At 75.1% G+C, this 17,857-nt stretch carries 17 protein-coding genes; 7 read left to right on the forward strand and 10 right to left on the reverse strand.

Features of this window, described 5'->3' with window-relative positions; genetic code table 11:
* The first annotated feature begins 2 nt into the window (after positions 1-2).
* Positions 3-1,319: a glycosyltransferase family 2 protein gene (locus ABD832_RS02955; RefSeq protein WP_344887861.1), complete on the forward strand. Its 1,317-nt coding sequence runs from the start codon at positions 3-5 to the stop codon at positions 1,317-1,319.
* On the opposite strand, the gene ABD832_RS02960 is transcribed toward ABD832_RS02955, so the two are convergent.
* The gene (locus tag ABD832_RS02960) at positions 1,270-1,866 is read right to left on the reverse strand and encodes a glycerol-3-phosphate acyltransferase (protein ID WP_344887864.1); all 597 of its coding nucleotides are present in this window, start codon (positions 1,864-1,866) and stop codon (positions 1,270-1,272) included. The genes ABD832_RS02955 and ABD832_RS02960 overlap by 50 nt on opposite strands.
* A gap of 49 nt (positions 1,867-1,915) precedes the next feature.
* On the opposite strand from ABD832_RS02960, the gene ABD832_RS02965 reads away from it, so the two are divergent.
* Entirely contained in the window at positions 1,916-2,668 is a 753-nt protein-coding gene (locus tag ABD832_RS02965; RefSeq protein WP_344887867.1) for a spheroidene monooxygenase, read from the forward strand.
* A 31-nt stretch (positions 2,669-2,699) separates the two neighbouring features.
* Here ABD832_RS02965 and plsX read toward each other — a convergent pair whose 3' ends face one another.
* The 4 genes from plsX to ABD832_RS02985 are packed head-to-tail and all read right to left on the reverse strand — an operon-like array spanning position 2,700 to position 7,115.
* Positions 2,700-3,674, reverse strand: a complete 975-nt coding sequence (gene plsX, locus ABD832_RS02970; protein ID WP_344887870.1) for a phosphate acyltransferase PlsX — start codon at positions 3,672-3,674, stop codon at positions 2,700-2,702.
* Between the two features lie 23 nt (positions 3,675-3,697).
* On the reverse strand, positions 3,698-4,612 hold the full coding sequence (locus ABD832_RS02975) for a phytoene/squalene synthase family protein (RefSeq protein WP_344887873.1): 915 nt from the start codon (positions 4,610-4,612) through the stop codon (positions 3,698-3,700).
* Positions 4,609-6,069, reverse strand: coding sequence for a phytoene desaturase family protein (crtI, locus tag ABD832_RS02980; protein ID WP_344887876.1), 1,461 nt, complete (start codon positions 6,067-6,069; stop codon positions 4,609-4,611). Before crtI ends, ABD832_RS02975 begins: the two co-directional genes overlap by 4 nt.
* Positions 6,066-7,115, reverse strand: coding sequence for a polyprenyl synthetase family protein (locus tag ABD832_RS02985; RefSeq protein ID WP_344887879.1), 1,050 nt, complete (start codon positions 7,113-7,115; stop codon positions 6,066-6,068). The genes crtI and ABD832_RS02985 overlap by 4 nt, the downstream gene beginning before the upstream one ends.
* 301 nt (positions 7,116-7,416) lie before the next feature.
* On the opposite strand from ABD832_RS02985, the gene ABD832_RS02990 reads away from it, so the two are divergent.
* Complete coding sequence (locus ABD832_RS02990; RefSeq protein ID WP_344887882.1) at positions 7,417-7,560, forward strand: hypothetical protein; 144 nt, start codon at positions 7,417-7,419, stop codon at positions 7,558-7,560.
* A 48-nt stretch (positions 7,561-7,608) separates the two neighbouring features.
* On the opposite strand, the gene ABD832_RS02995 is transcribed toward ABD832_RS02990, so the two are convergent.
* From ABD832_RS02995 to ABD832_RS03010, 4 genes are all read right to left on the reverse strand, one after another.
* Positions 7,609-7,992: a hypothetical protein gene (locus ABD832_RS02995; RefSeq protein ID WP_344887885.1), complete on the reverse strand. Its 384-nt coding sequence runs from the start codon at positions 7,990-7,992 to the stop codon at positions 7,609-7,611.
* 234 nt (positions 7,993-8,226) lie between these two features.
* A complete protein-coding gene (locus ABD832_RS03000; RefSeq protein ID WP_344887888.1) occupies positions 8,227-9,978 on the reverse strand; it encodes a S8 family serine peptidase in 1,752 nt (583 codons plus the stop codon).
* Between the two features lie 278 nt (positions 9,979-10,256).
* Complete coding sequence (locus ABD832_RS03005) at positions 10,257-10,577, reverse strand: protealysin inhibitor emfourin (RefSeq protein ID WP_344887891.1); 321 nt, start codon at positions 10,575-10,577, stop codon at positions 10,257-10,259.
* 58 nt (positions 10,578-10,635) lie between these two features.
* Complete coding sequence (locus ABD832_RS03010; RefSeq protein WP_344887894.1) at positions 10,636-11,742, reverse strand: M4 family metallopeptidase; 1,107 nt, start codon at positions 11,740-11,742, stop codon at positions 10,636-10,638.
* Between the two features lie 333 nt (positions 11,743-12,075).
* On the opposite strand from ABD832_RS03010, the gene ABD832_RS03015 reads away from it, so the two are divergent.
* Complete coding sequence (locus ABD832_RS03015) at positions 12,076-12,915, forward strand: metallophosphoesterase family protein (protein ID WP_344887897.1); 840 nt, start codon at positions 12,076-12,078, stop codon at positions 12,913-12,915.
* Positions 12,912-13,574, forward strand: coding sequence for a 4'-phosphopantetheinyl transferase family protein (locus tag ABD832_RS03020; protein WP_344887900.1), 663 nt, complete (start codon positions 12,912-12,914; stop codon positions 13,572-13,574). The genes ABD832_RS03015 and ABD832_RS03020 overlap by 4 nt, the downstream gene beginning before the upstream one ends.
* A 154-nt stretch (positions 13,575-13,728) precedes the next feature.
* Here ABD832_RS03020 and ABD832_RS03025 read toward each other — a convergent pair whose 3' ends face one another.
* The gene (locus ABD832_RS03025; RefSeq protein ID WP_344887902.1) at positions 13,729-14,889 is read right to left on the reverse strand and encodes a helix-turn-helix domain-containing protein; all 1,161 of its coding nucleotides are present in this window, start codon (positions 14,887-14,889) and stop codon (positions 13,729-13,731) included.
* Between the two features lie 136 nt (positions 14,890-15,025).
* Between ABD832_RS03025 and ABD832_RS03030 the strand changes: the two genes are divergently transcribed.
* Positions 15,026-16,591 carry a lyase family protein gene (locus ABD832_RS03030; RefSeq protein ID WP_344887904.1) on the forward strand — a complete coding sequence of 522 codons (1,566 nt, stop codon included), beginning with the start codon at positions 15,026-15,028 and terminating at the stop codon, positions 16,589-16,591.
* 40 nt (positions 16,592-16,631) lie between these two features.
* On the forward strand, positions 16,632-17,807 hold the full coding sequence (locus ABD832_RS03035; RefSeq protein ID WP_344887907.1) for an ATP-grasp domain-containing protein: 1,176 nt from the start codon (positions 16,632-16,634) through the stop codon (positions 17,805-17,807).
* Positions 17,808-17,857 lie beyond the last annotated feature (50 nt).

Raw genomic sequence — 17,857 nt, forward strand, 5'->3', positions numbered from 1 at the left:
CGATGGGAATCCTGAACGTCCTGCAGGCGGCGGCCGCGGTGGCGGTGGCGGCGCGGCTGGCCCGGGGACGGCGGCGGCTGCCCCCGCTGGCCGCCCCGCGCACCCCCGCGCCGACGGCGACGGCACGCGTCTCGGTGGTGATCCCCGCGCGTGACGAGGAGGCCCGGCTGGGGCCGTGCCTGTCGGCCGCGCTCGCCGATCCGGCCGTCACCGAGGTGATCGTGGTCGACGACGAGTCCCGCGACGGCACCGCCCGCCTGGCCGCCGGTCTGGGAGCGCGGGTCGTGGCCGGTACGCCGCCGCCCGAGGGCTGGATCGGCAAGCAGTGGGCGGTGCAGCAGGGCATCGAGGCGGCCGGGAACGAGGTCGTGGTGACCCTGGACGCCGACGCCCGTCCCTCGCCGGGGCTGTTCGGCGCGCTCGCGGCGGCGCTGGAGGAGTACGACCTGGTGAGCGTGGGCCCCCGGTTCGTCTGCGAGGGCGTGGCCGAGCAGGCGCTGCACGCCTCGTTCCTGACGACGCTGGTCTACCGGTTCGGCCCGATCGGGCCGTCGGCGCCGCCCGCGCCGCACCGCGCGGTGGCCAACGGCCAGTGCCTGGCCTTCCGCCGCACGGCGATGCTCGACGCGGACGGGTTCGCACGCGTCCGCGGCAACATGGCCGACGACGTGGCGCTGGCCAGGATCCTGGCGGCGGGCGGGTGGGCCGTGGGGTTCCTGGACGGCGGGGGCCTGCTGGAGGTCGACATGCACGACTCGGCCGGCGGGGTGTGGCGGGAGTGGGGACGGTCGCTGTCGCTGCGCGACGTCACCGGGCCCGGCTGGCAGGCCGCCGACCTGGGGGTGGTGTGGCTGGCCCAGGCGCTGCCGGTGCTGCGGCTGGTGACCGGCCGCCCCACCCGGCTCGACCTGGGCCTTCTGACGGTACGGTTCCTGCTGGCCGGCGCGCTGCGCGGCAGCTACACCCGGCCGGGGCCCGGGGTGCTGCTGTCGCCGCTGCTGGACCCGGTGGCGGCCCTGCGGCTGACCCAGGCCACGCTGCGGCCGGTACGCCACTGGCGGGGCCGCACCTACCCCGCGAGCACGACGGACGTCCGGCCGGGCCGCGCCCGTACGGAGACCCCGTCCGGCGGGGCCGGTGGAACCGCTGTGGGCGCGGTGACCGACGCGGGTTCTGCGGGCTCCGCGGGAACGGCGGGTGCGGAGCCGGGCCGCGTCACCGGGGGTCCCCGGTCCGCCACGGCCGGGACGGGCACCTCCCGGGGCCGCGTCACGACGAACGAGTGGCCTTCGCGGCCTGGCCGAAACGCAGGCCGATGAGGCACATCAGCAGGCCGGTCCCGGCCACCTGCGCGATCGGCGCGAAGAGCGCCTGCAGCAGCGGGAGGCCGAACACGCCGACGCGCGCCCCGATCGCGAAGGAGCGCGTCACCGCCGCCACCACGATCAGCGCGGCGACGCCGAGCAGGAAGGCGGGCGGGCAGATGACGGCGAAGCCTCCCGCGAAGGTGAGGACCGACCGGCCTCCCCTGAAGGCGGCGAAGACCGGCCAGGCGTGCCCGGCCATGGCGGCGGCCACCGCAAGGTACACCTCCGGCACGGCACCGGCGTCCACACCGCCGGTCCACGCCGGGGGCGTGGCGGTGACCCCCAGGGCGAGCGCCCCGGCGAGCGTGCCCTTGAGCATGTCCCCGGCGAAGACCGGGACGGCGGCCCGCCAGCCGAGTCGCTCCCTGACGTTCCAGAAGCCGGGGTTGCGGTCGCCGACCTCGCGAGGATCGAACCCGTACGCGCGGGCGACCACCACGGCGACCGGCACGGACCCGAGAAGGTAGCCGCCGATGACCGAGACGAGCAGGGGAACCATCGTTTCCTTCCACCTGACGAGATATCCGGATTTAGGGGGGATGCCCTATATGGCGTTCGACCGTCCGGTGCTGGCACGGACGCCGGGACTGCTGTTCTGGCGGATGCTGGGCTCCGGCCGTGGGGCGTCGACCAGCCTGGGGGCGGACCTGCGGCGCTGGGCGCTGCTCGCGGTCTGGCGCGAGGAGGCCGACCTCGACCGTTTCCTGGACGTCTCCCCGATACCGGCCCGCTGGCGGCGCGAGGCCCGGGAGTCCTGGCAGGTGCGGATGGTCCCGCTGGCCTCGCGCGGCAGGTGGAACGGGGTGGAACCGTTCGGCCCGCCATCGGGCGCCGGGCGGCCCCCCGCCCCCGTAGGATCCCCAGCCCCCGCAGGATCCTCCGGTCCCGCCGGGACGGCAGGCCTGAGCGGGACGACCGGCACGAGCGACACAGGCCGGGCGGGCGGCACGGACCGGGCGGGCGGCACGGGCGGACCGGTGGCGGTGCTGACCCGGGCGTCGATCCGGCCCTCCCGGCTGGTGCCGTTCTACCGTTCGGTCCCCGGGGTGGACCGGCTCCTGGCCGAGCAGGACGGCTGCCTGGCCTCGGTCGGCGTCGGCGAGTGGCCGCTGGCCCGGCAGGGCACGTTCTCGCTCTGGCGCGACGAGGACGCGATGCGCGGCTTCGCCCACCGGGGACGCGCGCACCGCCAGGTGATCGGCCGGACGCGCACGGAGGGCTGGTACTCCGAGGAGCTGTTCGCCCGGTTCGCGCCGTACGCCAGCGAGGGCACCTGGGACGGCGCCGACCCGCTGGCCTGAGGGGACCGGTGCGCGGCTCAACGGGACCCGTTCAACGGACGGGTTCCGCGCCGGACAGGTCCCCGGACCGCTCGGCGGCCCCGCCGTCGGAGAGGTCGTGCGCCACCGCGCAGGCGCGGGCGATCGTCGCCGCCCGCGAGGAGCCGTGCGCGACGACCACGGTCCCGGCCAGGCCGAGCAGCGCGGCCCCGCCGTGGGTCTCGGGGTCGTAGCGGAGGGCCACCGCCCGCATCTCCTCGGCGCCGGCGCCACCGGAGCGCGCCATCAGCGTCAGCGCGGCCCGCATGGAGCCCTCGACGTTCTTGAGCACCACGTTGCCGGTGAAGCCGTCGGTGACGATCACGTCGACGGTGCCCGCGAGCACGTCGTGGCCCTCCACGTTGCCGTGGAAGCGGAGCGGCAGCGCGGGGAGCAGCTCACCGGCCCTACGGGTCAGCCGGTTGCCCTTGCCCGGTTCCGAGCCGATCGACAGCAGGCCGACCGAGGGGTCGGCGACGCCGAGCACCAGCCGGGCGTAGGAGGCGCCGAGCGTCGCGAACTGGGCGATCATCTCCGGGGTGGGGTCGGAGGTCGCCCCCGCGTCGACCAGCACGGTCGCGCCGCCGGTGACCGAGGGCAGCGCGACGGCCAGGGCGGGCCGCAGCACGCCCGGGGCGCGTCCGATGCCGCGGATGGCGCACGAGACGACCGCGCCGGTGGAGCCCGCCGACACGAACGCCGACGCCCTGCCCTGCCGCACCAGGTCGCAGCCGACGGTCAGGCTGGTCGTGGTGGAGGAGACCGCCCCGGCGCCGCGCTCGGTCATCGGGACGACGTCCTCGGCGTGCACCACGTCGATCTCCCCGGTGGCGCCGTGCCGGGCCAGCTCCACGCGGACGCTCTCGCCGCGGCCCACCAGCACCACCGGGACTCCCAGCTCGCGCCGGGCCGTCACCGCTCCGGCGACCGTCTCGACCGGTCCGTGGTCTCCGCCCATGGCGTCGACGACCACAGGTCGCGACGACACGGCGACCGTCCCGTCCGACCGGCTCACGGGACCTCGACGGTCACGCGGCGCTCGGCGCGGTCGGCCGCGGAGGCGGCCAGCAGGTGCCGTACGAAGATCGCGGCTCTGCGCCGCCTGGGCACCGCGGCCCTGCCGCCGAGGACGTCGTAGCGGGCGGCCTCGATCCGGTCGAGGATGCCGCCGTACAGCGCGACGGCGGCGCGCAGGCACGGCCGGGAGGAGGGGGTGAGCATGTCGATGCCCTCCTCGGCCCGCGCGTAGTGCTCCCTGGCCCGGCGGGTCTCGAAGGCCAGCAGCTCGCGCAGGGCCGGGGTGGGGGCGTCGCGTCCCAGGTCGGCCGGTTCGACGCCGAACTTGTCCAGGTCCTCCACGGGCAGGTAGACCCGGCCGCGTTCCAGGTCCTCGGCGACGTCGCGCAGGAAGTTCGTCAGCTGGAAGGCGAGCCCGAGCTGGCGGGCGGGTTCCCGCGCCTTCCCGGCCAGGCCGGGCAGCGGTTCGAGGACGGGCAGCATCATCGTGCCGATCACCGCGGCCGAGCCCTCCATGTACTCCAGCAGGTCGTCGTAGGTGGAGTAGCGGGTGACGGTCAGGTCGGCCCGCATCGAGCGCAGGAACGCCGTGACGTCGCCGTGGTCGATGCCGAACGAGCGGACGGTCTGGGTGAACGCCGGGATCACCGGGTCCCCGGCGGCGGCGTCCGCGGGGGCGCCGCCCGCCAGCGCGCCGGACACCCGGACGGTCAGGTCCTCCAGTGCCCGCGCCCGGTCGCCGGTCATCGTGAACGAGTCCACGATCTCGTCGGCGTAGCGGGCGAAGCCGTACAGGGCGTGCACGTGCGGGCGTTTCCAGGCCGGCAGCAGCAGGGTGGCCAGGTAGTAGGAGCGGCCGTGCCGGGCGTTCAGTCTGCGGCAGAACTCGTAACTCGCGGTCAGGGTCATCGGGGGGTCTCCAGTACGCGTTGCGCGGCCAGCCGGCCGGAGATGAGGACCGGGGGCACCCCCACCCCCGGTGCGGTGTACATTCCGGCGAAGTGCAGGCCGGGGACGCGCCGGGCCGCGCCCGCCGGCCGGAACCAGGCCGTCTGGCTGAAGCGGTGGTCCAGGGCGAACGGGGTGCCGGCCGAGTGGCCGAGCCGAGCCCAGGCCGGTGGGTCGACGGTGAGCCTCGGCGCCGAGGACAGGTCGCCGTAGCCGAGGTCGGCGAGCCTGCCCAGCAGCCGGTCCTGCAGCCGCGGGCTCAGGTCGTCCCAGTCGGCCTCGCCGCGCAGGTTGGCGGTCGGCTCCAGCACGGTGAGGGTGGCCTGGCCGTTCGGCGCGGCACCGGTGTCGGACTCGGGGTAGGTGACCAGCAGGTTGGGGTCGGGCTGCGGCCGTCCGGCGCGCAGCGCGTCGAAGGTGGCGTCCCACTGGGCGCCGAAGTGCAGGGTGTGGTGGGCCTGGCCGGCCAGTTTCCGGTCCAGGCCGAAGTGCAGGACCAGGCAGGACGGCGAGTAACGGGGACGGCGCAGCCGCCAGTCGCCCGCCCCCTTCGGCAGCAGCCCGGTGTGGGCGCGGGGCAGGTCGCAGGCGACCACCACGTTCCCGGCCGCCAGGCGCTCCCCGGTGTCCAGCCGGACACCGGTGACGCCCGAGGCCCCGGTCTCGATCTTCAGGGCACGCACCCCGTACCGGATCTGGGCTCCCGCCTTCTCGGCCAGTGCCGCCAGGGCGCGCGGGATGGCGTGCATGCCGCCGTCGCGCGGGAAGAAGACGCCTCCGACGGTGTCCATGTGGGCGATGACCGCGTAGATGCCGAGCGCGCGACGGGGCGGCAGGCCCACGTACAGGGCCTGGAAGGTGTGCGCCTTGACCAGCCGTTCGTCGGTGACATGGCTCTTGACCAGGGCGTCCATGCTGCGGAAGCCGCCCAGGGCGGCCAGCCGGGCCAGCACCCGCGGCCGGGCCAGGTCGCGCAGCCGGGTCATGTCGTGGTCGATGAACGCCGGCCACTCGGCCTCGAACAGCTCCCCCAGCCGGGCGCGCAGGCGCCGGTAGCGGTCGGCCTCGGCGGCGCCGCTCAGCGCGCGCACCTGCTCGGCCATGGCGTCCTCGCCCTCGACCACGTCCAGGTGCGAGCCGTCGTGGTAGCGCAGCCGGTAGTAGGGGTCCAGCCGCCGCAGCGGCAGCAGACTCTCCATGTCCTCGCCCGCGGCGGCGAAGACGTCGGCCAGCACGTCCGGCATGGTCAGCACCGACGGGCCGGTGTCGAAGCGGTACTCGCCCAGGGTGGCGGTGCCGCAGCAGCCGCCCGGCACCTGGGCCGCCTCCACGATCGTGACGTCGCGGCCGGCCGCGGCCAGCCGGACCGCCGCGGCCAGGCCGCCGAGACCGGCGCCGATCACCACGACGGGGCTCACGCGCTCCTCCTGGTGGCCAGGTCGGCGAGGTCGGCCAGCCCGTCCACGGCCTCGGCCGGGACGCCGCCCGCGTCCAAGGCCGCCACCGCCCGGGTGACCAGGTCGGTGATGCGCTCCTCGGCGGCCTCCAGCGCGCCGGTGGCCACGATCAGTGCACGCGCGGCCTCCACCCCCTCGTCGTCGGCGACGTCGTCCAGCAGGACCGCGCCGTACTCCCCGGCCCGTTCGCGCGCCACCGCGGTCAGCCAGGTGTGCTTGCCCTGCAGCAGGTCGGCGCCGACGGGCTTGCCGGTGGTGGCCGGGTCGCCGAACACGCCGAGCACGTCGTCGCGGAGCTGGAAGGCCTCCCCCAGCGGGAGCGCGTACGCGCTGAGCACCGCGCGCAGCCGGGGATGCCCGCCCGCGACGGCGTGGCCCAGGTGCAGGGGACGCTCGACGGTGTACTTGCCGGACTTGTAGGTGGAGATGCGCCCGGCCTCCTCCACGTCCCCGCCCCGCCGGGCGGCGTGGACCAGGTCGAGGTACTGGCCGCCCACGACCTCGCTGCGGAGCCGGTTGAACACCTCCAGGGCGGCCGGGAGCTCGTCCCCGCAGCCCAGCAGGGCCGCGTCGGCCCAGGTGTAGGCGAGCACGCCGAACAGGGTGGCGGTGGACTCCCCGAACCGTCCCGGGTCGCCCAGCCAGTCGCGGGAGCGGTGGTGACCGGCGAGCACCAGGTGCGCCGTGGTCCGCCCGCGCCGCGTGGCGGCCTCGTCCATGACGTCGTCCAGGATGAGGGCGCAGGCGTGCATCAGCTCCACCGCGCAGCCCGCGGCGAGCACCGCCTCGTCGTCGGGGGAACCGCCCGCGGCCCGGTGGCCCCAGTACACGAACGAGGGCCGCAGCCGCTTCCCGCCCGCGCGGACGAAGCCGAGCAGCACGTCGCGTATCACGTCCAGGTCGTCGCCGAGAAAGGCGAGCTTGGCCGCCTCACGTTCGAGAAGCCGGTCGAGATGGTCGTCCATCCGCTCACGGAGCCGGTCGGTCTCGCGGGTGACGGCGGCCATGGGCATCACTCCTTTGCGTCGATAGAGGAATTCGCAAGCGGGACCGCGTTCGGATGCGTCTTCCGGCGGCAGGCTCGCGACCCGTGGCCGACGGCGTCGGGCGACCCATCCCCGGGGCGGGCTGCGGGTAAATCAACTCATCGCGCAAGAAGGCGTAAAGATGCTGCGAAACCATGCGGATCGGCCGCGCCGGGACCGGGCGTGAGGGCGGGACGCGAAGGCCGTCCGCGGGCGCCGGGCGCGAGGCGCCCGAGCCGGGGGCGAGGGCGGAGGTGGGGGTGGGGGTGGGGGTGGGGAGCAGGTGGGCGGACGGCTCGGCGCGCCGTTCCCCTTCGACACCGCGTGGATCCTGATCCGACCTCGGCGGATCCTGACCTGGGGCGTCGACGGCGACTTCTTCGAGACGGGTGACTTCTTCGGGACGTCGGCGCGCGACGTGACCTGAGGCGGCTCTCCGCCCCGGGCCTTTCCGGGGGGACGGCCGCGCTGCCGGTCAGCCCGTGGTCATACGGCCGCGCAGGCGGTCGGCGAGCACGACGGCGTGCGGGAGCGACCCCAGCGTGTCCGGGCCCACCGCCACGCCGCGCTCCCGCAGAGCGGCGGCCAGGTGCGTCCAGTACGCCGCCGCCGCCTCCTCGCGGGTCCCGCCCTCGGCCGGCTCGTCCGGGCCGACGACGGTCAGGGCGGTGGCCTCGATCTCGCCGGCCGTGGTCGTCTCCCACAGCCCGGTGCTGCCCCACCCCCGGTCGTCGAGCAGCGTGATCCGGCGGCCGTCGTCGAGGACGGCCGAGAGCGTCGCCGACACCGACACCCGGCGCGGGTCGTCGTGCCGCTCGTCGAGGTCGACGAAGGTCTCAAGGTGAACGACCGTGGTCATGAGGCCATTCTGCCCCGGCAGGGGCCCGTTGCGGGGGCGGATGAGCCGTTCGCCGGCGGCGATGTCATGGCGGCCCCCGCACCCGGCCGGTCCGGCGATCGCGGCACGTCCGCTCGTGCCGGGCACCGGGACCGGCCCGGACGCGGGCGGGAACGCGAACGGCCGTCCGGCCACACCGGTGATGACCGGGTGGCCGGACGGCCGTCGTGACGGGCGCGGAGCGCCGGGGTCAGGTCAGCGGACCGCCCTCAGGGCGTCGACGATCCCGTGACCGTAGAAGCCGTTGCGCAGCAGGCCTCCCTCACAGGTGTGCGTGGTGACGCTCGTGGTGCCGTCCAGCAGGTGCCTGGTGTAGGTGTAGGCGGGCGGGGTCGGGCAGGCCGTCCTGGTCGCGGTGGCCTTCAGGACCGTCTCCACCACGGCGGGCGCGAGCTTCTTGCCGCCGTGCGCCCGGTCGGGCAGGCCGAACCTGCTGACGATCAGCGCGGCCACACCCGCGGCGCGCGGCGAGGCCATCGAGGTGCCCTGCAGGTACTGGTAGTAGGCGCAGACGTCACCGCGGCAGCTCCGGACCACGTGGGCGACGTTGGGCGTGCCGTCGGCGTTGAGCTCGCCGCGCTCCTCGGCCAGGGCCCTGGGGTAGGCCGACAGGGTGCCCCTGGTCACGTCACGGGTGTTGTCCGGCCTGTCGTAGACGTCGCCGCCCGGGGCGGAGACGTCGACGTAGCCGTTGCCGTAGTTGGAGTAGTACGCCTTGCGCTTGCTGATGCCGGTCGAGGAGACCGAGACGACGTGCTTGCCCTCGGCCGGCATGGAGACGCAACTCGGGGGGATCGTGCGGTCGTAGGGGAGCTCGCCGGGCACGCTGGCGAAGTCCGGGCTGGAGGAGTCGACGAGCTCCTTGGTGTAGTCGCTGGCGGCGTTGCCCGCGGCGGCCACCAGGGTCACTCCCTTGGCGTGCGCGTAGTTCAGCGCCCGCTGGGTGGCCTTGATGATGGTGGCCTGCTCGGCGCGGTCGGCCGGGGAGTCGGCCGGGTTGTCGACGCAGTTGAACAGCCACGGATCGATGTAGTAGCTCATGTTGACCACGTCGATGCCGACGTCGCCGGCGTAGGTCAGCGCGTCGACGCTGGGCTGCAGGAAGAACAGGCCGGAGTCCTGGCCTCCCCGCAGGTTCACGATCGAGACCTTCGGGGCCACGCCCGCGATGCCCAGCCCGTTGATGGGCGAGGCGATCGACGACGCCACGTGCGTGCCGTGGTCGTTCTCGTCGACGTCCGCCGGGTCGTTGCAGGAACGGTCGGCCTCGGCCTCGCAGGGGCCGTCGACCTCGGCGCCGTTCGCGTCCACGGGGACGTCGACGGTGAAGTTGCGGCTCAGCCTGCTGTTGAAGTTCGGCGCGATGTCGGGGTGGGACCCGTCCACGCCGGTGTCGATGATGCCGACCAGGACGCCGCGGTCACCCTGCTGGTAACGGTAGGAGCCCTCTGCGGTCGCGCGGATCTGCTTCATGTCCCACTGCAGGTCGGCCAGGGGCTCGGCGGCGGGAGCGGGCTTGCCGGAGGTGGAGGCGGACGTGGAGGCGGTGGCGGAGGTCGAGGCGGGCGCGCCGCGACCGTCCTTCTCCACGGCCTTGGCCTCGCCGGCCGTCCGGGTCGCGACACCCTTCCTGGCGGTGGGCACGCTGCCGATGGAGCGGTTGTGGGCGGTGCCCTCGATCGAGGCCGCACCGCGCATCGCCTCGGCGAAGCCGGTGTTCGTCGTGGTGACGGTGGCCAGGCCGACCGCGGTGTTCTCCTTGACGATGCTTCCGCCGGCCGCCTTGATGGCCTGCTGGGCGTCCGCGGGGTTCGCGCCCTCGGTGTACAGGACCACGTACTCGGTCTCCGCGCCCTGTTCGGCGACGGCCTGCCGAGCCTGCGCCGGTGGCACCAGCGCGGTCGCCGCGAGGGTGGCGACGGCCGCGGTGATGATGAAGCGTTTCACATATACCTCCGTATATCCGAAGTGCTCCTGGTCAATCTGATTTCAAACGCGCCAATTATCCAGGCATAACAACAATCGCCGCCAAGGTGTAATAAAGGAGGGGATCCGGGGTCGCCCGCGCGGGGTGGGCCGCGCACCGGTCGCCGGCGGCCCGGTTCACCGGAACGTTCCCGCCGGAACCGGTGACGGTACGGAGTATCACGTGGTGAGGGACGCGCGGCGGGGCGGGCGGGCGAGGGACGCGGAGAAGGGACGCGAAAGGGTGACGGCGGCCGGGGTCAGCCGGGCGGGCCGATCCGCTGCTGCCGGCCCGGGAGCGAGGTCACGTACGAGATGAGCGCGCGCAGCGGCGCCGACAGGGTGCCCTCGCTCGCGCGCACCGTGTGCACGCCGCCCTCGTCCTCGACGGTCAGCTCGTAGTCGAAGCGGTCCGGGCGGGCGGTGACCGGGGGCGGCGGGGGCGGCTCGCCGGTCAGCCCGGCCCGCTCCACCCGGGCGCGCAGCTCGGCGGCCTCCGGCCGCGACAGGGACGCGGAGTCGGCCGTGACGACCGTGACGAGACCGGCGATGCCGCCGCCACGGACGATCGAGACCTTCATGGGCCCGATCCTAGACGGCCCCGGGCCGGTGCGGCCGGGGGCGGGGAGCCGTTCCCGGTCAGAGGACCCCGACCTTCCGCCACGCGTCGCGCACCTTCGCCTGCTCGTCCCCGCCCTCGCCGAACAGCTCCCCGGCGACCTCCACCGTCGCCTGCGCCGCCTCGGGGAAGTCCGAGCGCGAGCGCAGCCGTTCGGTGAGCGTGACGTACCAGATCCGGCCGGCGCGCTCCCAGGCGTGCCCGCCGATGGCGGTGGCGGCCAGGTAGAAGGCGTGGTTGGGGATGCCCGAGTTGATGTGCACGCCGCCGTGGTCGTTGGCGGGGTCGCCGTCGTCGGGCAGGTCCACGTAGTCGCGCATGTGCGCGGGCTGGCGGTCGCGTCCCCCGCCGGAGGTGGACCAGGCGGTCCCTGGCGCCTTCATCGACCGCAGGGCCGTCCCGCGCAGGGCGCTGCCCAGGATGCCGTCACCGATCAGCCAGTCGGCCTGATCGGCGGTCTGGCCCCGGCCGTACTGCTTGACGAGGGAGCCGAACACGTCGGAGAAGGACTCGTTGAGCGCCCCGGACTGCTTGCTGTAGAGCAGGTGCGCGGTGAACTGGGTGATGCCGTGGGTCAGCTCGTGGGCGACGATGTCGACGGCCCTGGTGAGCGACCCCCTGGTGAAGATCTGCCCGCTGCCGTCACCGTAGATCATCTGGAAGCCGGTCCAGGCGGCGTTGTCGTAGTCGGTCCCGTAGTGGACGGACGAGACGATCTCCAGCCCCCGCCCGTCGATGCCGTCGCGGCCCAGGACCGTCCGGTAGAAGTCGTAGGTGACGCCCGCGCCGTCGTAGGCGTCGTCGACCGCCGCGTCCCCCGAGGGCGGGTCGCCCTCCCCGCGGCGCCTGCGGCCGGGAAGGTCGAAGTCCCCGCCGTTCTCCACGTCGTAGACGGTGCGCACCATGCCGGGGGCGGGCGCCACGTCGGAGATGGTGAGGCCGAGCTGGCGCAGCACGCCGGCGACCGAGGCGCGCTGCGCCCGGGCCCTCTCCGACGTGGCCAGGGTCCTGAGCGCGGCCCGGCGCTCGGAGGGGTCGCCCTGCCCGGCCACCGCCTCCAGCAGGTCGGGAGGCGCGATGTGGCAGGGGGGCGGGGGGTGGGGGACGGTCGTCCGTGCTGTGGTCATGGGTCCAGAATCGCCGCTCCGCCCGGCGGGCGCACGGGTATCGTGCACTCGTACGCCGACCGGTATGGGTCGCCTCGCGGGCCGTCTCCCGGATGGTCCCGCGGGTGGTTCCGTGGACGGTTCCGGGGGTCGTGCCGCGACCGGTTCCACGGGTGGTTGCGCGGCGGGGCGGGGTGGGGCGGGGTGTGCCGCCGGGGGGCGGCCATGAGAGGGTTCCTTTGCCGGTGGATCGCTGATCCGTGACCGGCCCGGGGAAGTCGGGGAAGCGCGCTGGACGGAGGCGACGGTGCTCGTGGACGAGGGAACGCGCGGGGCGGGCGGGGCGGGCGGGGCATGACGTCACTGCTGGCCATAAGCGACCTGCACATCGGCTACCAGGAGAACCGCCGCATCGTCGAGGAGCTGCGGCCCGTCTCCGCCTCCGACTGGCTGCTGGTCGCCGGCGACGTGTCCGAGAAGGTCTCCGACGTCGAGTGGGCCCTCGGCCTGCTCGCCGAGCGGTTCGAGAAGGTGGTGTGGGCGCCCGGCAACCACGAGCTGTGGACCCATCCCAGCGACCCGGTCCAGCTCCGCGGCGAGGAACGCTACCGGCACCTGGTCGAGCTGTGCCGCAACCTGGGGGTGACGACGCCCGAGGACCCGTACCTCACCTGGACCGGCCCCGAGGGCCCGGTCACCGTCGCCCCGCTGTTCGTGCTGTACGACTACACCTTCCGCATGCCCGGGGTGGCGACCAAGGAGGAGGCGCTGGCCATCGCCTACGACAAGGGCGTGGTCTGCACCGACGAGATGCTGCTGCACCCCGACCCCTACCCGACCCGCGACGCGTGGTGCGAGGCCAGGGTCGCCGAGACCGAGCGGCGCCTGGAGGCCAGGACGCCCGGCGTGCCGACGGTGCTGGTCAACCACTACCCGCTGGTCCGCGACCCCACGCTGGTGCTGTACCACCCCGAGTTCGCGATCTGGTGCGGCACCGAGCGCACCGCCGACTGGCACCTGCGCTTCGACGTCCACACGATGGTCTACGGCCACCTGCACATCCCCCGCACCACCTGGTACGACGGTGTCCGCTTCGAGGAGGTCTCCTTGGGCTACCCACGTGAATGGCGTCCCCGCTCCACCCCGCCCGGCAGGCTGCGGCACATCCTGCCCAGCCCGCAGCCCGTCGCATGATCGAGAAGATCCTGCCGCCGTGGGTGGTGAGCGCGGAGGCGTTCGAGGACCCGCCGGACGTCGTGCTGTTCCCCGAGGAGGAGGCGGTCATCGCCCGCGCGGTGGAGAAGCGGCGGCGCGAGTTCGCCACCGCGCGCCACTGCGCCCGCCAGGCACTGGCACGCCTCGGGGTGCCGCCGGCACCGATCCTGCCCGGTGAGCGCGGCGCCCCCGGCTGGCCGGACGGGGTCGCGGGCACCATGACCCACTGCGCCGGTTACCGTGCCGCGGCCGTCTCCCTGGAGGCGCTGACCGTCGGCATCGACGCCGAGCCCCACGAACCCCTCCCCGAGGGCATCCTGCCCTCGATCTCGCTGGACGAGGAGCGGGCCGAGCTGGCCGGCCTCGGTGGCGGCGTGCACTGGGACAGGTTGCTGTTCAGCGCCAAGGAGAGCGTCTACAAGGCGTGGTTCCCGCTGGCCAGGCGCTGGCTGGGGTTCGAGGAGGCGCGGCTGTCCTTCTCGCCGGACGGCACGTTCACCGCCCGCCTGCTGGTGCCCGGCCCCCGGGTCGACGGCCGGGAGGTGACCGGCTTCACGGGTCGCTGGCTGGTGGCCGACGGCCTGCTCGTCACCGCGATCGCCGTACCGGGAACGGGCGGTTCCGGGAGCCCCGGCTAGCGCGGCACGACGGGCACCCGGGACCGGCCGCGATCGGGCGGATGGCACCGGAGGACACCGGGCGGTGATCCCGACCGGCGGGCACCGGGCGGTGATCCCGGCGGGCGCCGGCCGGTCGCCGGAGGGTCTCGTGAGCACCGGCCGGCGGCGGGTCTCAGCCCGGGTGGGTGAGGACGAGGTGCCGGGAGGGGACGAGCCCGGCGATCGGTTCCCTGCCGGTGACGATGATCCCGGTGAACCCGAGTGCCAGCAGCGGCTGCACCCGGCCGGTCGCCGATCCGTCCCAGCGGCCGTCCGCGTCGTCGGCCAGCAGCAGGCACCGCCCGCCCGAGGCCGGGGACGCCGCCAGGCCGAGGCGTGCCAGCCGCAGGGCCGCGCGCAGCTCGCGAGGGTCACGCCGGTCACGGCCCAGGTCGACGAAGAGCGCGTCCAGGCCCATCCGCTGGCGCAGCACGTGGGCGCACTGGGTGGCCAGGGTGGTCTTGCCGGTCCCGGCCGGGCCGGTGACGGTCACCACCGTGGGCCTTCCGCTGCAGGAGGCGATCATCACCGCGTCCTCGATCTCGCGCAGCAGCGGGAGGCGGCTCAGCGCGACGCTGTCGCTCACCGCGGGCAGCGCCCATTCCTCCGCTCTCCCCGCCGGGACCCGCCCGGGGAACGGGACCCGCTCCGGGAACGGGGCACGCTCCTGGGCCGGGGTCCGGCCTGGGGCTCGGGAACGGCCCGGGGCTGGGAGCCGCTCCGCGAAGAGACCTCGGCCCGGGAAGGGGGCGTGCTCCGGGGACGGACCGCGTTCCGGAGAAAGGCCACGGTCCGGCAAGGAGCCGCGTTCCAAGGAGAAACCGCGCTCTGAGGACGGACCCCGTTCCGGGGAGAGGCCGCGCTCAGAGAAAGGGCCGCGGTCCGGGAAGGAGCCGCGGTCCGGGGAGAGGCCGCGTTCCGGGAAGGGGACGACGCGCTCGGGGAAGACGAGCACGTCCCGTTCCCCGCAGGGGGGCACCGCGGGCGCGGCGGAGAGCCTGGCGGACGCTCCGGAGGGCGGCCCGGTCATCCCGGGGAGCGGCGCGAGCGGGCGGGGCTGCGGGGCCGCCTCGAAGGTCAGCCGGTCCTCACCGGTCAGCTCCAGGGCGGTCGCCAGGCGGCGCACCGAGGTGCGGTGCGGGTAGCGGGTGCGGCCCCGTTCGAGATCGCGCAGGGTGCGCACGCTCAGGCGGGCGCGTTCGGCCAGCTCCTCCTGGGTCAGCCGGACCCGGCCGCGATGGGTGCGCAGCAACTGGGCGAACACCAGGCCCTCGGACGGCGATACAGACCTCACGTGAACCCCCCGGCGGCGACCAGATGCCGCCACGGTAGGAAAAGTCGGTCATCTCCCGCTCTCGTGTTGGTATCGCGCGGATATCGCCGGTCATTCCTCCTGGTCACCCCCGGTGGGCACGGGCAGCGTGGGATCCATGGCTGCCACCGGACGGACACGGCGGGCCCTGACGCGCCCGCTCCACGACCTCGACGATCTCGGGCACCTCGGGCACCTCGGGCCTCTCGGGGACCTCGGCGGTCCCGGTGACGCGGTCCCGGCCCGCCCGCACGGCGGGGAACCGCACCCCCTGCTGCGCCACCACCGCTGGATCGAGCTGGCCAGGATCGGCGAGTACGCCCGCATGGGGCTGCTCGGCCCACAGACCGCGGAGCGGATCCGGCGCGCCGTGCTGGCCCTGTCCCCCGAACCGGCGACCGGCTCCGGGACGGCCGTGCTCCCCGACCCGCTGCCGGCCCTGGAGGCGTGCGTCCGGTCGCGCCTTCCCGACGACGCGCGCGTGTGGCACGCCGACCCGGTCCGTGACGACGTGCGGGCGTGCGCGCGGCTCATGCGGGGCAGGGAGCGGCTGCTGGGCACGGTGGCGGCGGTGAGCCGCCTGTCGCGTACCTCGATGGAGGTCGCGGCCCGGCACAGCGGGTCGGTGATGCCGGGGTCCCCCCGGCGCGGGGACCGGCCCGCCCAGGCCATGACCTTCGGCTTCTACCTGGCCGCGCTCGCCGAGGCCACGGCCGGGGCCGCGGAGTCGCTGCAGGCGCTGTTCGACGCGGTCAACCTCTGCCCGCTGGGCTCGGGCGCGATGACCGGGCTGGAGGCGCCGTGGGACCGGCACCGGCTCGCCGTCGCGCTGGGGTTCGACGGGCCGCAGCCGCACGCGCTGACCTCGGCCGCCTCCGGTGCCTGGGTGCTGCGCCCGGCCGGGGAGCTGTCGGTGCTCGGCACCACGCTGAACCGCTTCCTGAACGACCTGATCCGGTGGAGCGGTCCCGGCCGCCGGTTCGTCGGCCTGCCGGACGAGCTCTCCGGCCCCTCCCCCGCCGGGACGCGCGCGCCGGTCCCGGTGGTCCTGGAGGGCATCCGCGACATGACCCGCCACCTGGCCGGTCTCTCGTACGAGATCATGGCCGCCCAGCGCGACATCGGGTACGCCGACCCCGACGGGGCCGGCCACGACGGCCACGCGGCGGAGGAGCTGTTCTCGACCTGCGGCACGATGCTCGCGCTGCTCGACCGGGTGGTGGCGAACCTGCGTTTCCACCCGGAGCGGGCGAGCCGCGCGGTACGGGACGAACCGGTGGCCGTCCCGGCCGTCGCCGCGCACCTCACGCTGGAACACGGCGTACCGGACGGGACGGCGCGGGCCGTCGTCGACGCGTGGGCCTCGGCGTCCGGGGGGAAGGGCGGCCCGGCCGGGGCGCTCACCCCCGCCCGGCTCTCGGCGTCGGGCCTGACCGCCGCGGGCGAGCGGTTCGGGGTCGCGCTGAACGTCGGGGAGGCCGAGGTCCGCGAGCTGCTGGACCCGGAGGGGGTCGTGCGGCGCAAGAGGACCGCCGGCTCGACCGGCCCGGAACAGGTCCTCCTCCTCCTGGAGCAGGTCGGCGACCGGCTCGCCGCGGTCGACCGGGGCACCGCGCAGCGGTCCGGGTGGCTGCGGGAGGCCTGGGAGCACACCGCCGGCACGAGGGCGGGCGAGGCGTCGTGACCGTTCCGCCCCCGGAACCCGCACGCGCATCGGAGCGGGCATGAAGATCGTCTTCATCGGGTCCGGTGCCGGCGGCCTCGGGGCCCCGGCCTTCGCCAGGGCCGCCGCGCTGGGGTTCACCCCGGTGCTGGTCACCGCGGACCCGGCCCCCCGCACCGGGGTGCGGGCCGCCGGGGTGCGGGTCCTGACCTGCGACCTCGACTCCCCCGCCACCCTGGCCGGACGGCTGCGCCACGCCCTGGGGGAGATCGCCGGCGTCACCGCGGCCGACAGGACGCACGCCGTCACGGCCGCCCGGGTCGCCGCCTGCCTCGGGCTGCCCGGCAACACGCCGGAGGCCGTCGCCGCCTGCGCGGACAGGGTGCTGACGCGCCGCGCGCTGGTGGCGGCCCGGCTGCCCTCCCCCGCCTTCGAACCGGTCTCCCCGGACGACGACCTCGACGCGCGGGTGGTGGCCGCGCTGTCGCGCATCGCGCTGCCCTGCGTCGTCGGGCCCGCCCTCGACCTCACCGGCCCCGCCCTCGGCGCCCTCAGCTCCCCCGGCGTCCCCGGCGCCCCCGGGCCCGGCACCGGATCCGGCGGGGAGCCCGGGCTCGCGCTCTGCTCCACCTACGGCGAGGTGATCGCGCACTGCCGCCGGATCGTGTCGCCCGCCGCCGGTACGGGGATCCCGGCCGGGACCGCCGTCATCGAGGGCCGCCTGCCGGGACCGGGGTTCGGCGTCGACACCGTCGGCGCCGGGGGGTTCCACCGGTGCGCCGGGATCACCGCCGGGCAGGTGACCGCCCCGCCGCACCTGGTGGAACGCGGCCACGTCCCCGCGATGCCGCTGCCGCCCGACCGGGTCCGGACGCTCACCGCGACCGCGACGCGGGCCCTGGCCGCCGTGGGCCTCACCCACGGTGCCGCCCACGTCCAGATGAGGCTCGCCGGTGACCACGCCTACGTCGTGCGGATCGACGCCCACCCCGCTGACGGCGCGGACAGGGCGGACGCCGCGGCCTTCGCGCGGGAGTGCGGGTTCGACCTGCTGGACGCCCACCTGAGGGCCGTGACCGGCCTGGACCAGCTTCCCCTGCCCGGCAGGCCCGCCCCGTCGGGGAACCCCTTCCCGGGCGCGCACCCGTTCCCCGCGGCCTCACGCGCCCGCAGGGTGCGCCGCCTCGGGGCATCCGGTGCGGGAGCGGGGATACCGGCCGGGGATGCCGGTCGATGACCGATGCGATGCCGATGCGATTCCGCCTCGCCCTACGTTCGTCGCCGAAA

Origin of the sequence: Streptosporangium longisporum, assembly GCF_039534895.1 — a bacterium.
Classification (GTDB): Bacteria; Actinomycetota; Actinomycetes; order Streptosporangiales; family Streptosporangiaceae; genus Streptosporangium; species Streptosporangium longisporum.